Annotated in this window: 12 protein-coding genes; 1 reads left to right on the plus strand and 11 read right to left on the minus strand. The window is 64.8% G+C overall.

Translation table 11 applies throughout. The features are described 5' to 3' along the window. Positions 1-46 precede the first annotated feature (46 nt). The 11 genes from recN to ftsW form a co-directional block, all read right to left on the minus strand. Positions 47-1,717 carry a DNA repair protein RecN gene (gene recN / locus ACPPVP_RS35425; protein ID WP_426528192.1) on the minus strand — a complete coding sequence of 557 codons (1,671 nt, stop codon included), beginning with the start codon at positions 1,715-1,717 and terminating at the stop codon, positions 47-49. 167 nt (positions 1,718-1,884) lie between these two features. Next, on the minus strand, positions 1,885-2,793 hold the full coding sequence (locus tag ACPPVP_RS35430; RefSeq protein WP_426528193.1) for an outer membrane protein assembly factor BamD: 909 nt from the start codon (positions 2,791-2,793) through the stop codon (positions 1,885-1,887). Positions 2,794-3,150: 357 nt separating this feature from the next. Further along, entirely contained in the window at positions 3,151-4,110 is a 960-nt protein-coding gene (gene lpxC, locus ACPPVP_RS35435) for a UDP-3-O-acyl-N-acetylglucosamine deacetylase (protein ID WP_426528194.1), read from the minus strand. 351 nt (positions 4,111-4,461) lie between these two features. Beyond that, complete coding sequence (gene ftsZ, locus ACPPVP_RS35440; RefSeq protein WP_426528195.1) at positions 4,462-6,273, minus strand: cell division protein FtsZ; 1,812 nt, start codon at positions 6,271-6,273, stop codon at positions 4,462-4,464. A gap of 90 nt (positions 6,274-6,363) precedes the next feature. Beyond that, on the minus strand, positions 6,364-7,683 hold the full coding sequence (ftsA, locus tag ACPPVP_RS35445) for a cell division protein FtsA (protein ID WP_426528196.1): 1,320 nt from the start codon (positions 7,681-7,683) through the stop codon (positions 6,364-6,366). Beyond that, positions 7,680-8,666: a cell division protein FtsQ/DivIB gene (locus tag ACPPVP_RS35450; protein WP_426528197.1), complete on the minus strand. Its 987-nt coding sequence runs from the start codon at positions 8,664-8,666 to the stop codon at positions 7,680-7,682. Before ACPPVP_RS35450 ends, ftsA begins: the two co-directional genes overlap by 4 nt. Before the next feature lie 309 nt (positions 8,667-8,975). Then, entirely contained in the window at positions 8,976-9,968 is a 993-nt protein-coding gene (locus ACPPVP_RS35455) for a D-alanine--D-alanine ligase family protein (RefSeq protein WP_426528198.1), read from the minus strand. Further along, a complete protein-coding gene (murB, locus tag ACPPVP_RS35460) occupies positions 9,968-10,891 on the minus strand; it encodes a UDP-N-acetylmuramate dehydrogenase (RefSeq protein ID WP_426528199.1) in 924 nt (307 codons plus the stop codon). The genes ACPPVP_RS35455 and murB overlap by 1 nt, the downstream gene beginning before the upstream one ends. Positions 10,892-10,893: 2 nt before the next feature. After that, positions 10,894-12,297 carry a UDP-N-acetylmuramate--L-alanine ligase gene (murC, locus tag ACPPVP_RS35465; RefSeq protein ID WP_426528200.1) on the minus strand — a complete coding sequence of 468 codons (1,404 nt, stop codon included), beginning with the start codon at positions 12,295-12,297 and terminating at the stop codon, positions 10,894-10,896. Positions 12,298-12,437: 140 nt separating this feature from the next. Further along, on the minus strand, positions 12,438-13,535 hold the full coding sequence (murG, locus tag ACPPVP_RS35470) for an undecaprenyldiphospho-muramoylpentapeptide beta-N-acetylglucosaminyltransferase (RefSeq protein ID WP_426528201.1): 1,098 nt from the start codon (positions 13,533-13,535) through the stop codon (positions 12,438-12,440). A gap of 127 nt (positions 13,536-13,662) precedes the next feature. Continuing rightward, positions 13,663-14,814 (minus strand): putative lipid II flippase FtsW, encoded by a 1,152-nt coding sequence (gene ftsW, locus ACPPVP_RS35475; protein WP_426528202.1) that lies wholly within the window; start codon positions 14,812-14,814, stop codon positions 13,663-13,665. A 165-nt stretch (positions 14,815-14,979) separates the two neighbouring features. Between ftsW and ACPPVP_RS35480 the strand changes: the two genes are divergently transcribed. After that, complete coding sequence (locus tag ACPPVP_RS35480; protein WP_426528203.1) at positions 14,980-16,329, plus strand: GDSL-type esterase/lipase family protein; 1,350 nt, start codon at positions 14,980-14,982, stop codon at positions 16,327-16,329. Positions 16,330-16,392 lie beyond the last annotated feature (63 nt).

Raw genomic sequence — 16,392 nt, forward strand, 5'->3', positions numbered from 1 at the left:
GAATGTCGATCGGTCCTAGGCCGCACCGCGTCCGGGAACGCGAGAGCTAGCTGGCCGCCTGCAGCAGCCGCCTCGCCGCGGCCCTCGCCTCCACCGTAATCTCGGCGCCCGCCAGCATGCGGGCGATTTCCTCGCTGCGGCGGTCGGCGGCGAGGGCGTTGACGCGGGTGGCGACGCGCTTGCCCCTGTCGAGCGCGTCCTTGGAGATCAGCAGATGCTGGCTGGCGCGCGCGGCGACCTGCGGCGCGTGCGTCACGGCCATCACCTGAACCCCGCCGGCGAGCCGTGCGAGGCGCGAGCCGATGGCGTCCGCCACCGCACCGCCGACCCCGGTATCGATTTCGTCAAACACCAGCGTCGGCGCAGAGCCGCGGTCGGCCAGCACCACCTTGAGCGCGAGCAGGAAGCGCGACAGCTCGCCGCCGGACGCGACCTTCATGATCGGTCCCGGCCTCGTGCCCGGGTTAGTCTGCACCCAGAACTCAACACGGTCGATGCCCTGCGGGCCCGGCGCGTTGGCGTCGCTCTCGACCTGGGTCATGAACCTGGCGCGCTCGAGTTTCAGCGGCGCCAGTTCGGCGGTGACGGCCTTGTTGAGCTTGTCGGCCGATTTGCTGCGGGCCGCGGAGAGTTTTGCCGCCGCCGCGCTGTAGCGCCGGTCGGCCTCGGTCGCAGCGCCTTCCAGCTTCTTCAACCGGTCGGCGCCGGCGTCGATCAGCGCGACGTCGGAGGAGAACTTGGCAGCCAGCGCCGCCAACCCGTCAACCGGCGTCGAATATTTGCGCGAGGCGGCGCGCAGCGCGAACAGCCGCTCCTCGATGCGCTCGAGCTCGGCCGGATCGAAGTCGGCTTCGACCAGCGCGGCGTGGAGGTGCTGGTCGGCTTCCTCCAGCGCATTGATCGCGATGTCGATCGCCCGCACCGCCGGCTCGACCAGGCTCGGCGAATTGGCGGCACGGCGTTCGAGGCGGCGCACCGCCGCCGCCAGCGCCGGCACCGGCGAATGCGGACCGCCGACCGCCTCCTGCGCCTCGCGCAGGTCGCTGGCGATCTTTTCGCCCTGCATCATGGTGGTGCGGCGTGCGGCCAGCGCGGTCTCCTCACCATCCTCCGGTTTCAACGCGCGGAGTTCATCGGAAGCATGGCGCAGATAGTCCGCCTCCCGGGCGGCGCGCTCCATGCTGGCGCGGTGTGCGTCGAGCGCGCTGAGGGCGGTGCGGCGCGACTCCCACAACGTCTCCAGTGCCGTGACTTCCTTCTCCAGCCCGGCAAAGGCGTCGAGCAATTGCCGGTGCGTCGAGGCATCCACCAGCGCGCGCTCGTCGTGCTGGCCGTGGATCTCGACCAGCGTCGCGCCAACGGCCTTCAGGGTCTGCACGCTGACCGACTGGTCGTTGATGAAGGCGCGGGTGCGGCCGTCGGCGAACTGGACGCGGCGAAGAATCATTTCGCCGGAATCATCGAGACCGTTGCCGGCGAGGATCTTCGTCGCCGGATGCCCGTTCCGGATGTCGAAGGTGGCCGTCACCTGCCCCTGCTCCGCGCCATGGCGCACCAGCCCGGCGTCGCCGCGGCCGCCAAGCGCCAGCGCGAAGGCGTCGAGCAGGATCGACTTGCCGGCGCCGGTCTCGCCGGTGAGCACCGCAAGGCCGCGGGAGAATTCGAGATCGAGGCGTTCGATCAAAACAATGTCACGGATCGACAGACGCGCCAGCATGTGACGGCAACTCCCACTGGTCAGGTTGTGACACCGACCCCCGCCCGGGAGCCGACTCTGCAGGTGTCAGAATCGACACATCACTAGCAGATCTTGGGAGCGTTTTGTACTATATTTGTTCACGTTATGGGCACAAGGTGAATGCCCGGCCGGTCAGGCCAGACTTTTCAGCCCAGACCCAATTTCTTGAAGGCCCTGGAAATATAGGAACCCTTGTTCTCGCTCGGCTCGAGACCGCCCGACTTTACAAGATTGTAGGCGTCCTTGTACCACTTGCTGTCAGGAAAATTGTGCCCAAGCACGGCCGCCGCCGTTTGCGCCTCGCCGACGATGCCGATTGCCATATAGCCCTCGGTGAGCCGATACAGCGCTTCCTCGACGTGGCGGGTGGTCTGGTAGCGGGTGACCACGGTCTTGAAGCGATTGATGGCCGGGGTGAAGTCGCGCTTTTCCAGATAATAGCGACCGACGTCCATTTCCTTGCCGGCGAGTTGGTCGCGCGCGCCTTCGAGCTTGGCCTTGGCGGAGGTCGCATATTCGGAAGTCGGGTATTTGCGAATCACCTCTTCCAGCGCCGCGATCGCCTTTTCGGTACGGCCCTGGTCGCGGGAGATGTCCGGAATCTGATCGTAATGCGAGGCCGCGATCAGGTATTGCGCATAGGCGGCATCTGAACTGCCGGGATGCAACGTCACGTAACGGGTGGCGGCGCCAATGCAGCTGTCATAGTCACCCTGGTTGTAGAAGGAATAGGCCGACATCAGCAGCGATTTGCGCGCCCAGTCGGAATATGGATGCTGACGGTCGACTTCCTCGAATTTCTTCGACGCCGCCTTGTTATCCTTGCGCTGGTTCATCAGGTACAAGCCCTCATTGTAGAGCTTGTCCGGAGGGTCCTCGTTGAAGGTGTCGTCCTTGGCGGTGAACTTGTCCCACAGCGCGCCGGTGCCGCATCCACTCAAGGGGATGGCGAGCAGAATCAGGCTCGCCGCCAGCCGCAACGACCGTCCGGCCCCAGCGAGGCTGGAAGGCCTGAGTGATTTGCGTGGTTCGAGCGTCATACGCTGTGCCGGCATGGAATCTGTGACCTGACGCCTTTGATGCGGTGGATGATTGAGCCCGCCCGTCCATGAACCGCGGTCATGGATGCCATATTCCCCGTGCCCAATACGTTTGGTACCCAATTCTTCAAGAGCGCGTGGCGGCGGTCGTACGACCGCGGGAATCTGTAGCCGAAAAATGGTCCTCAACCAACCGAATACGCAGCCAATTCGCCCGGATTAAGGCGGCTGGACCGCAGCGTTACCAATTGTGGCTATTACGGAAAACGCGCCTCCGAGGCCCGAAAAAAGCTTGGAAATTCCCGGGATATCTCGAAGACGAAAATCCGGATATTTCGGAGACGAAAATCCAGGACGTTTCGAAGTCGGAAGTCAGGAAACGTCCGGACCATAGGCCGGGGCGATCAGGCCGCCCACCATGCCCGCGCCGGCCTCGACATGGCCGCGGGAACGGCGCGCCGGTTCGGCCTCGACCACCCGCCAGGCGCTGCGATCGGCCAGCAGGGCCGTCAGCACGGCGTGGTTCAGCTTGTGGCCACCGCGCACCGAGCGGTACGCGCCGAGCAGCGGCAGACCTGCCAGGGTCAGATCGCCGACCGCGTCCAGCGCCTTGTGGCGGGCGCATTCATTGCTGTAGCGCAGGCCCTCGGAGTTGAGCAGACGGCTTTCGTCGAGCACCACCGTATTCTCAAACGAGGCGCCACGCGCGAAACCGGCACTCCAAAGCCGCGCGACCTCGTTCATGAAGCCAAACGTCCGCGCCCGGGAAACCTCGCGACGGAAGCTTTCGGGGTTGAGGTCGAGCGAGAAATTCTGCCGGCCGATCACGGGATTGGTGAAGTCGATCTCGACCTCGACGCGGAAACCGCCGGCATGCGGGCGCAGTTCACCGAAGCTGTCGCCGATTGCGACCTGCACCGGCTTCAACACCTGAATGAAGCGGCGGGAGGCCGATTGGGTGACAATGCCGGCCTGATCGATGGCGGCGACGAAGGCTGCAGCGCTGCCGTCCATGATCGGAACTTCGGGTCCATCGACTTCGATGATGGCGTTGTCGACGCCCATGCCGCGCAAGGCAGCGAGGACATGTTCCGCAGTGGAGACCAGCGGACCATCGCGGTCGCCGAGAACGGTAGCCAGATCGGTGGCGGTCACCGATGCGGCGATTGCGGGAACTTCGCGATCGGCCTCATCGAGACCGGTGCGGACAAAAATAAAACCCGCATCCACGGGTGCGGGTCCAAGCGTCAGGCTGACAGGTAAACCGGAATGAACGCCAACGCCCGTTACGGTGGCTTGCGACCGAAGCGTGGTTTGGCGGCTGAATTTCATCGATAACTGCCCACTACCCGACTTAACCTAAAGACGGGAACCGCGCGTGCGCGCCGATTCGCGTTCTAGGCATCCCCAAGTCACGGCAGACCATAATCAATTCCCAAAGCGCGCCAACTCACGCTTCTTTACGGATTGTTACCCTATCTCTGCCGCAATCGCGCCAAGGGTTGACCAAACTACGGCACGGCGGGAGGCCGTTTCATCCGCGATAACTGATCACGGAATGAATAATTAATGATTTAAAATCAGTTGGTTGACCGGCTGACCGAAGCTCGGCACCCCCCATAAGAGAAGGGCCCCGACTGTTCCAGCCGGGGCCCTTTGGATCACTTCGATTGTAACAAAACCTCAGTTTGCCTGGCGCCGGAGGAAGGCCGGGATATCAAGATGGTCGTCGCCCTGTGGCGCCGGTGCAACAGGTGCGGGGCGGCCATGGGCGTCCAAACCTTGCGGCGCCGGACGCTTTGCGTACTCCGATACCGGATCCTGATTCGCCGCCATCTGCTGGGCGACGGTACGCTGCGGCTTGCGATCGGGCAGCGGCGCCATCGCGGGTCCGGAGGCGCGGGCCGCGATCGGCGGCTCGGTCTCTTCGTCTCGGCGGCCGAGGCCGACATTGGCGAGCCGCTGCAACAGCGACAGCTTGGACTTCTGCGGATGGTCTTCCTCTGCGTCGCCGCGGGCCTGCCGGATCTCGGCCTGCGCCGGCATCGGGAGATCCTCGAATTTCGGCATCCGGGGCGAGCGGGCCGGCGCACGTTCGGCGGCCTGCGGGATGAAGGTTTCGGGGGTCGCGGGCTGTTCGGGTTCGACGCGGGCGGCCTCGTTGTGATCCGGGAACAGGGTCGGCTTCTGCGCGATCGGGCGGACCGTGACGTCGCCATAGGACGCCGCCTGGATCGGGGCCTGTTGCGGCGTCTCGACCGCTGCGGCGATCGCAGCGAGCGCCGCACGCTCGACATTGCTGGACGAACGTTGCGCCGGCGCGGCGGGGGCCTGCGCGGGAGCGTGGGCAACCGCCTGCGCCGCGGACGCCGGTTCGAGCTTCTGGGCGCGTTCGGCCAGGCGCGCGTTGTCGGCGCGCAGGCGAGCGGTCAGTTCGGCCAGACGGCTGTCGGGCGAGGTCGTGGCGGTAGCCGTGGCGGCCGCAGTGGTCACGACCGCCGGGGCGGCGGCGGCATTGCGCGCGATCTGTGCCTGTTCGATGCCGGTGGCAACGACGGAGACGCGAATGATGCCGTCGAGCGTTTCGTCGAAGGTGGCGCCGACGATGATATTGGCGTCCTGGTCCACTTCCTCGCGAATCCGGGTTGCGGCTTCGTCGACTTCGAACAGGGTCAGGTCCTTGCCGCCGGTGATCGAGATCAACAGGCCGCGGGCGCCCTTCATCGAGGAGTCGTCGATCAGCGGGTTGGCGATCGCAGCTTCGGCCGCGGTCAGCGCGCGCTTCTCGCCGGTGGCCTCGCCGGTGCCCATCATCGCTTTGCCCATTTCGCGCATCACGGCGCGGACGTCGGCGAAGTCGAGGTTGATCAGGCCTTCCTTGACCATCAGGTCGGTGATGCAGGCAACGCCCGAATAGAGCACCTGGTCGGCCATCGCGAAGGCGTCGGCGAAGGTAGTCTTTTCGTTGGCGACCCGGAACAGGTTCTGATTCGGGATGATCAGGAGCGTATCGACCACCTTGTGCAGTTCGGCGATGCCGGACTCGGCGGTGCGCATGCGGCGCATGCCTTCGAAGTGGAACGGCTTGGTCACGACGCCGACGGTGAGGATGCCCATTTCGCGCGCGGTCTTGGCGATCACGGGGGCTGCGCCGGTGCCGGTGCCGCCGCCCATGCCGGCGGTGACGAACACCATGTTGGCGCCCGTGAGATGGTCGCGAAGCTCGTCGATGACTTCCTGCGCCGCCGCCGCGCCGACATCAGGCTGGGACCCCGCGCCGAGGCCCTGCGTCACCTGCGTGCCCATCTGCACGATGCGCTGCGCCTTCGACATGGTCAGCGCCTGCGCGTCGGTGTTGGCGACGACGAAATCGACGCCCTGCAACCCGGCAGTGATCATGTTATTGACGGCATTGCCGCCTGCTCCACCGACGCCGAAGACGGTAATCCGCGGTTTCAGCTCGCTGATGTCAGGGGGGGTCAGATTGAGTGCCATGGTTGCCTCTCGATTACGACGCGCGCGTTGGTTCGCCCCGGCCGGCGGCCGCAGGGTTTGGTGAAAATCGTTTGGTCAGTGGAGCGGTCATCAGAAGCCCTCGCGAAGCCATCGTCCGACCTTTCCGAAATAGCCGTCAGTCCCTGTCCTGAGCTGCCGCGTATGCCGCGGTTCGACGTGTTCCAGATGAGCGTATTGCGGATAGACCAGCAGGCCGGTTGGCACCGCGAACGAGGCGCTCTTGGCCTCGCTGGGCAGCCGGCCGAAACCGAGCGGACGGCCGATCCTGACCGGCCGGTTGAGAATCCGGGTGGCGAGTTCGACCGTCCCGGTCAGCTGGGACGCCCCGCCGCTCAAGACAACCCGCGCCCGCGGCTCTGCCGCAAAGGGGGAATCCGCGAGCCGGTCCCGGACCATTTCAAATATCTCCTCGGCGCGATGCCGAACGATGTTCGCGATCGTGGCGCGCGAGACGATCTGCGGAGCATCGTGTTCCTCCCCTGCGGTCGGAACAGACATCAGCTCGCGCGCGTCAGACCCGCCGGTCAGCACGGTCCCGTATAAAGTCTTGATTCGCTCGGCATCCGCAATGCATGCGCCGACGCCGCGTGCAAGATCCATCGTCACGTGTTGTCCGCCGAGCGCAAACCCTGAGGCATGAACGAAGCGGCCGGCGGAATAGGTCGCAATCGTGGTCGAACCGGCGCCCATTTCGACAACGGCGGCGCCGATATCGGCCTCGTCGTCGGTCAGCACGGACAGGCCTGCGACATAAGGACTCGCCGCCATGGCCTCGACGTTCAGATGGCAGCGCTCGACCACCAGCATCAGATTACGGGCAACGGTGGCGTCCACCGTCACCACCTGCATGTCGACGCCGAACTGCCGGGCCACCATGCCGCGGGGATCGCGGATGCCCTTGACGCCATCGAGCGCGTAGCCGACCGGCAGCGCATGCAGCACCGTGCGGCCTTCGCCGGTGGCGTGGCGCATCCCGGTGGAGGTCACCCGGGTGACGTCATCGGCGGTAACGGCGCCGCCCCTGATATCGGCGGCGGCCTCGACCAGCTGGCCCTGCAGCCGGCCGCCGGAAACCGACAGCAATACTGACTCAACGCGGACCTTGGCCATGCGCTCGGCCAGCGCCACGGCCTGGCGCACCGCCTGTTCGCATTCGGCGAGGTCGACCACGGCGCCGGCCTTGACGCCGCGCGACTGGATCTGGCTGTAGCCGATCAACTCCACCGCGTGGGTACGGCCGCGCAGCGCGTCGCTCGCCGGCGACGGCTTCAGCCGCGCGATCATGCAGGCGATCTTGCTGGTGCCGACATCGAGCGAGGCCACCAGCGCGGTGCGCTTGTGGTCGACGGGGCGCGTCTTCGGGGTCTGGTTGCGATCGAGGCCGGTCATGCGTCACCGGCCTTTTTCTTGGGTTTCTTGTCCTTGAACAGTTCTTCGCGGGCCTTGGCCGCATCATCAGACAATTGCACCGTGAGCCGGTCCGGCAGCCGCATGTCGACCGCGACGATGTCGCGCGAAAACAGCCGGTCTTCCTTGTCGAGCCTGCTCAGCATGGCAAGCGCATTGCCGACGTCATTCTCCGGCAGACGAATGTCGAGGCCGTCGTTCAGCCGCAGATTCCAGCGACGTTCGCCGACCAGGATCGCAGCCTTGGTCACGGCGCGGACCTGCGGATAGCGATCGAGCAGCGCGAGGAAATCCCGGGCCTTGACGTCGGCGCCCTTGCCCACCACCAGCGGCAACGCCACGAAGCGGCGCGACACGTAGGGCTCCAGCACCGCGCCGTCCTCCGAGATCACGGATAGGCGGCCGTCCTGCTGCCACAGCGCGAAGGCGGTGCGCTCGACGATGTCGATCTGCAGCTGACCGGGATAAAGCTTCAGGATGGTCGCATCCGATATCCACGGGTTGGCCTTGAGCCTGTCGCGCACGGTGGCGGCGTCGAGGAACAACAGCGAGGAGCGGCCATTGACGCCACCGATCGCGAGCACCTCGTCCTGGTTCAAATGCTTGCGGCCGTTGATGGCGACGGTGGTGATGCGGAAGCCGGCCGAATTGGCCAGCGCATTGCGGGTATCGCTGACCGCGGCCAAAAATACGTCGAGGTGACCACCCTTGACGATGCCAAAGCCGGCGCTGCCAAGCAGCATCAGCACGGTCAAAGCAACGCCTGCACGCTTCGGAAGGTAACGCTCGACCAGCAGGACGAGGCGATTCGTCGGCTCGCGATCGATCACGGGTCTGGCCGGCACACGGGCGCGACGGCCCAGCCGCTCGCGCAGCAGCACGGCCGCTCCAATAGCGGCCGCCTTCAGGTCAGCTTGGGGCCCCAGCGATCTCACCGACCGAGCGAGGCGTCCTGCACCATCCATTGCACGAGCCTGTCCAAGTGTTGTTCCCGCAAGCATTTTTGCGGGTTCCGGCCATGTGACGCCTCGGTCTTGCCGGACTTGGTGCTGATCTGAAGTCGGAACAGCGCACGCCGGAGCCAAGCGCAACATGCGCCGCCAGCGTTAACCTTCGGACTTCCTGGTAAACAAAGTGTAAATTCGGGGTACCGGCGACGCGTTTTGAGGCGTCTTTTGAGGGGTTTGCCGGACAATTCTTAGGATTTTAGCAATTATTCTCGTGGCGAAGTTAGTTCCGGGTTAACGGCCTGTTAACGGCCTGACCGGGGCCGGTCAGATCCGGTCCCGGCTGCGCCGTTCGGCCAGCGCGATCTGGTCGCGCAGAAAGTCCGAAAATTCGATCCCCTGCGCCTTCAGCGCCTTCGGGTAGAGCGATGCGGCGGTCAGGCCCGGCAGCGTATTGGTTTCCAGGTAAACCAGGCCCTTTGCCGAGACGATGAAGTCGGTGCGGGAGTAGCCGCTGCAGGACAACGCCTTGTGCGCCCGCAGCGCCTGATCCTTAAGTTGCGCTGCAATTTCCGGAGAAAAACGCCCCGGGCAGATCTCCTGAGTCGATTTGAGCAGATATTTGGCCGCATAATCGAAGGTGCCCTCCCCCGGGACAATCTCGATCGGCGGAAGCGACATCAACGTGCCATCCGATTGCTCCAGCACGCCGCAGGTTGCTTCCACGCCCGCGACGAACGGCTCGATCAGATATTCTTCGGTTTTCGCGGCGTTGCGGACCGCGACGAGATCCTGCTTCGCGTTGACAAAGATCAGGCCATAGCTCGAACCGTCCCGCGCCGGCTTTGCGATCAGCCTGCCGTATTCGGCAAACGCCGCGTCGAGGTCTTCCAGGGCCACGTTGCACGGCGGCGCGACACCGGCAATCACCGCAAACCGTTTCGCCGCGGCCTTGTCGAAAGCGAGGTTCGACGACGCCGAGCCGGAGCCGGTGAACGGAATCCCGCGCAGTTCGCACATCGCCTGCAATTCGCCGTTCTCGGCCCGGCCGCCATGCAGGCCGAGCACCAGCACGCGATCCTCGGCCTTCGCCTTGTCGAGCGCCGCTTCGAGCGGCAGACCGTGTTTGCCGGGTTTGAATTCATCCTGGAACGGACGCGAATGTTCGAGCAGCTTCTGTGACGCGACCTCATGCACGGTATCGGCAATGTCCCAGAACCAGAGATCGGCTTCTGGCAACGCCCGGTGCAGCGCCTGGGCGCTCGCGACCGAAACCAGCCGCTCTTTATTGGTGCCGCCGAAGAGAATGGTCGTTCGCATCAGCTTTGCTCGATTCCGATCCGCTTGATTTCCCAGTGTAGCTCGATTCCAGAATGCGCCTTAACCCGCTCGCGCACGGTTTCACCCAGCGTTTCAATATCATGCCCGGTGGCGTTACCGGTATTGATGAGGAAATTGCAGTGCATTTCGGAGACCTGCGCCCCGCCGACGCGCAAGCCCCGGCAGCCGGCAGCGTCGATCAGTTTCCAGGCACTGTTGCCGGGCGGATTCTTGAAGGTCGACCCTCCGGTCTTTTCGCGAATCGGCTGAGCCGTTTCGCGGTGGGTCTGCACCTCGTTCATCCGCGCACGAATGGTCTCCGTGTCCGCGATTTGCCCGCGAAAACGCGCCGACGTGAAGATGATCGACGGGTCGACGCCGCTGTTGCGATAGACGAACTTCATGTCGGCATTGCCGAAGACATGCCGGGCGCCATCGCGGCCGATGCCGACAGCCTCGATCAGAACGTCCTTGGTCTCGCTGCCATTGGCGCCGGCATTCATCCGCAGCGCGCCGCCGATGGTGCCGGGGATGCCGAAGAAGAATTCCATGCCGCCGATGTTGCCGGCTGCCGCGGTCTCCGCCACGCGCTTGTCGAGCGCGGCCGTGCCCGCACTGACGATATTGCCTGAAGCGGACGTCTCGCCGAACGCCCGCGGCGACAGGCGGATCACCACGCCCGCCATGCCGCCGTCGCGCACGATCAGGTTGGAGCCGACGCCGACCACATAGACCGGCAATTGCTTCGGAAGCAGCTTCAAGAAGTACGCCAGATCGTCTTCATCCGCCGGCGTAAACAGTACCTGCGCCGGCCCGCCGACGCGAAACCACGTCAGCTCCGCCAGCGACTGGTTCGCCAGCAACCGCCCGCGCAATTGCGGCATCGCAGCTTTGAGGTCGGGCGTGATGTCGGGGAAGGTCACGGCTAACCCAACGCCTTCAATTCGCCCGGCAACGCGTAGGCCCATTGCGTGATGTTGCCGGCGCCCAGGCACACGACGAGGTCGCCGGAGCCCGCGATGCCGCGAACGACTTTTGCGAGCTCCGTCGAATTCGGCAGCGGGATCACCTCGCGATGGCCGTGGGCGCGCAGGCCCGTAACAAAATGATCGCGGTCGATGCCCTCGATCGGCACCTCGCCGGCCGGATAGACCTCGGCGACCACGACTGCGTCGGCATCGTTGAAGCAGGTGCAGAATTCCTCGAACAGCGATTGCAGCCGCGTGTAGCGATGCGGCTGCACCACGGCGACAACCTTGCCGTTGGTCGATTCACGCGCCGCTTTAAGGACGGCGGCTATCTCGACCGGGTGATGGCCGTAATCGTCGATCACGGTAATGCCGTTCCACTCGCCGGTCCGGGTGAAGCGCCGCTTGACACCGCCGAAGCCTGCGATCGCCTTGTGGATCGCCTCGTCGGACATGCCGAGTTCATGCGCCACCGCAATCGCCGCCGTCGCATTCAAGGCGTTATGCCGTCCAGGCATCGGCAGCATGAGGTCCGATATTTCATGTGTGGCGTCGGTCTTGCGGTTGCGGAACACCACCTTGAATTTCGAGCCGCCACCCATCGGCGTGAGGTCGACCAGCCGCGCATCGGCCTGTGGGTTCTCGCCATAGGTGACGATGCGGCGGTCCTCGATCTTGCCGACGAGGGTCTGCACCACGGGATGATCGGTGCACATCACGGCAAAGCCGTAGAACGGCACGTTCTCGACGAAATTGCGGAACGCGTCCTGGATCGCCTCGAACGTCTTGAAGTGATCGAGATGTTCGGGATCGATGTTGGTGACGATCACGACATCGGACGGCAGCTTCAGGAACGTGCCGTCGCTCTCGTCAGCTTCGACCACCATCCAGTCGCCCGCGCCCAGCCGCGCGTTGGAGCCATAGGCGTTGATGATGCCGCCATTGATCACGGTCGGATCGAGACCGCCGGCATCGAACAGCGTCGCTACCATCGTCGTCGTCGTGGTCTTGCCGTGGGTACCGGCAATCGCGACGCAGCTTTTCAGCCGCATCAGCTCGGCCAGCATTTCCGCCCGGCGCACCACCGGAATGCGCTGGGTACGGGCCGCCATCAGTTCCGGATTGTCGCGCTTGATCGCGGTCGAGACCACGACCACATCCGCGCCGTCGACATTCCCGGCATTGTGGCCGACCGAGACCTTGACGCCCTTTTCGCGCAGCCGCGCGACATTGCCGCTCTCGGAGGCGTCCGAGCCCTGCACCGTGTAGCCGAGATTGACCAGCACCTCGGCGATGCCGCTCATGCCAATGCCGCCGATCCCGACGAAGTGAATGGGTCCGATCTCGCGCGGCAGTCTCATGAGGCATCCCTAATCGTCATCATCCCCGAAAGGCGGATGATCCAGTATTCCGCGAAGCCGAGGCTCAAATCAGGCGCCGCAGCATACTGGATGCCCCGCTTTCGCCGGGCATGACAAGGGGCAATTTTGCGCGCAACGGCCTAGATTCCGGCCACTTTCATCACCAGGTCGGCCAGCCGTTCGGCCGCATCCAGCCGGCCCACCTTGCGGGCGGCTGATGCCATCGCGGTCAGCTTGGCGGGCTCGGCGGCAAACGTTGAAATTTCGGCTGCGAGCCTGGTGGGCGTGAATTCGGCCTGCGGGATGCGTAAGGCACCGTCTACCTTCGCCAACACGCCGGCGTTAGCGAACTGGTCCTGGTCGATCGCGCCGGGCAGCGGCACCAGGATCGAGGGCCGGCCGATCGCGGCCAGTTCCGCCACCGTGCCGGCGCCGGAGCGCGAGATCACGAGATGGCTGGACGCCAGCCGCGCCGGCAGGTCGGTAAAGAACGGCGCCAGTTCGGCATTGATCCTGCGCCGCTCATAGATCGCGCGCACTCGCCCCATGTCTTCCTTGCGCACCTGCTGAGTCAGAATCAGGCGGCTCCACAGCATCGGCTCCAGCTTTTCGATGGCGCCCGGCACGATATCGCTCATGACCCGCGCGCCCTGGCTGCCGCCGACCACCAGTAGCCGCAGCGGCCCGTTCGATTCGGGAGACGCAAACGGCACGGCGGCAGCGGCGAGGACGGCGGGACGCATCGGGGTCCCGACGGTCACCGTCTTGCCCGCCAAATCAGGATCGCGATCGAGCACGCCCGGCAGCGAAGTGGCAATGGCGTTGACGCGGCGGGAGAGAAAGCGGTTGGCGCGGCCGAGCACGGCATTGGCGTCGTGAATGATGGCAGGCACGCCGAGCAGACGTGCCGCCATCAGCGGCGGCAGCGTCGGATAGCCGCCGAAGCCGACCACGGCGGCAGGTTTTAGCCGCCGCACCAGCCTGGCAGCCACCAGCGTGCCGTGACCGAGCGTGTAAGCGGTGCGTAAAAGCGCCACCAGCGAGCGGCCGCGCACGGTCTCGCTCGGTACCACGTCGATATTATCCGCCGTGAACAGGCCACTATAGCGCAGCGCGCGGGCGTCGGTTGCGAGCCGCACCCGCAGGCCGCGTTTGATGAGCTCGACGCCCAGCGCTTCGGCGGGAAACAGATGACCGCCGGTGCCGCCGGCGGCGAGTAGAATGAGAGGCTTTTCCATGGGAGGGCCTTTTACAGGCAATCAGCCGCCATTGCGAGGAGCGCAGCGACGAAGCAATCCATCTATCCCCGGGTTGAGGTATGGATTGCTTCGCTTCGCTCGCAATGACGCGGAGATGACTTCGCTATTACGCGTAACTGCGCGTCACGCCGGCGGCGTTCATCGATTCCACCTCGGTGCGCGGACGCTGCCGCGTCAGCGCCAGCATCATGCCGACGCCATAGGCCAGCGAGATGATCGACGAGCCGCCATAGGAGATGAAGGGCAGCGTCATGCCCTTGGCCGGGATCAATTGCAGATTGACCGCCATGTTGATCGCGGCCTGCACGCCGAACAGGATCGCTAGCCCCGAGGCCGCAAAGCGCGCGAACATATCCTCGCTCGAATAGGCTCGCGTCAGCGTGCGAATCACGACGAAGGCGAACAGCGAAACCAGCGCCAGGCACAGGATGATGCCGAATTCTTCGGCCGCTACCGCGAATACGAAGTCGGTATGGCTGTCCGGCAGGCTGCGTTTTGCAATCCCCTCGCCGGGGCCGAGCCCGAACCAGCCGCCATTCCAGAACGCCTCCATCGCCATGTCGACCTGAAAGGTGTCGCCGGAGGCCGGGTTCATGAAACGCTTGATGCGGCCCGCGACGTGCGGGACCAAAAGATACGCGCCGAACAATCCGAGACCCGCGGCGCCGGCAAGGCCGGCCACCCAGATCATCCGCATCCCCGCGATGAAGAACAGCGCGCCCCACACCATCAGGATCAGCATGGTCTGGCCGAAATCCGGCTCCATCACCAAAAGCGACACCAGCGTCAGCAGCAGCACGATCGCCATCGACGTCGCCGGCATTTCCGGCCGCTTGGTCGATTCCGCAAACAGCCACGCCGCCATCACCACGAAGGCAGGTTTTGCGGATTCGGAGGCCTGGATGTTGACGCCGAGCAGCGTGATCCAGCGTCGTGAGCCCTTCACCTCGGCACCGAAGGCAAGCGTCGCCACGATCAAAAGAATGCTCACCACGAAGACCAGCAGCGCAAGCCGGCGGATCTGCTTCGGCGACAGGAACGACACCCCGATCAGCACCATCAAAGATGGCAGCAGGAACAGCACGTGGCGGCCGAAGAAATGGAAGGGATCGAGCCCGATCCGGGTGGCCACCGGCGGGCTCGCCGCCAGCGACAGGATGACGCCGCCCAGCATCAGCGCCATGATCGCGCCGAGCAGCAGCTTATCCACGGTCCACCACCAGTCCGAAAACGGGGTGCGTTGGTCACGGTGGAGCATGGGCGTCCCCAAATGGCAGAGGTAGCGCCCATTGGTGGCGGAGGATGGTTTCCAAGGGGTTAATGAATTGGGGATGTTTTAAGGGAAGCGGCTGCTCTCCACGTTGCGCAAGCGGCCGGAACTCCTAGGATGGTGCCAACAAGAACAAAATCGGGGAGAAACGTCATGCGCTCGCTTGCAAAATTCATCATCGCGTCGCTGCTCGCCGCGCTGCCGCAGGCCGCATCTGCCCGGGATGGCGAGGGCTGGGTGGTGTCGTGGACCGGCTCGGTCCAGGGCCCCTATCCCGTCGGCAACCCATCGGCCCAACCCGATCAGAAATTCGCCTTCCCCGACCCTGCGACGGGCGCGCGGGACCAGACCTTTCGCCTGATGGTGCGGCCCGACCTGTGGGGCCGCCAGGCGCGCATCCGGCTCAGCAATGCCTTCGGCAAGAAAAATGTCACGTTCGACGGCGTGCATGTCGGCCTGCAATCGAACAGTGCTGCGCTGTTGCGGGGGTCCAATCGCCCGGTGACGTTCAGCGGAAAGCCTTCCATCACCATTCCGCCCGGCGGCTCGGCATGGAGCGATCCGGTCGCGCTGCCATTCGTAAAGCAGCCCGACGAACTCGCCGGCCGCCGGCTCGCGGTCAGCTTTCATATCGCCGGCGACAGCGGTCCGATGACCTGGCACGCCAAGGCGCTCACCACCTCCTACGTCACCGCCCCCGGCGCCGGCGCCACGGGTGCGCTGGAGGACGAATCTGCATTCCTCTACACCACGGCGTCCTGGTTTTTCCTCGACGCGGTTGAGATGACCACACCCGGAGATGCTTTCGCCATCATGGCCTTCGGCGATTCGATCACCGACGGCACCGCCTCGACCATGAATGGCGACGATCGCTGGCCCAATGTGCTGTCGCGCCGCTTAAAGGCTATCCATGGCAACAAGGTTGCGGTGGTGAACGGCGGAATCGGCGGCAACCAGATCGCCGGCCCGGCTGAGTACGGTCCCGACAAGCCGTTCGCCGGCGGGCCTGCGTCAGGCCAACGGCTCGATCGCGACGTGCTCGCGCTGTCAGGCATTTCCAGCCTGATCTGGCTGGAGGGCATCAACGACTTCAGCAAGAACGGCAATGCCTCGACCGACCAGGTCATCGCAGCGATGAAGGACGGCGTCGCCCGGCTGCGAAAGAAGTGGCCGCAGCTTCGCATCATCGGCGCCACGGTGACGACCGCGCTCGGCAGTTCCAGTGCCGCACACGGTTTCCCGGAGCAGGATGACAAGCGGAAGGCGCTCAACGAGTTCATCCGCACATCGGGCACGTTCGACGGCGTGATCGATTTCGACAAGGCCGCGCTCGATCCGCAATCGGGAGGTCTCAAGCCGGAGTTCGTTCCCGAAAGCACCACCGGCGGCCCCGGCGACAAGCTTCACCCCAACCGCACCGGCTATCTGGCGATGGGCCAGGCGATCGATCTCAGTCTGTTCAAGCCGCGTGGCGCGAGCCGCAGCGCGAAGGCACGGGAATAGTGCGTAGGATGGGTAGAGCGCAGCGAAACCCATCATCTTTCGCCGAACGCAGTTGATGGGTTT

It is taken from the genome of Bradyrhizobium sp. McL0615 (genome assembly GCF_049993905.1).
GTDB lineage: Bacteria > Pseudomonadota > Alphaproteobacteria > Rhizobiales > Xanthobacteraceae > Bradyrhizobium.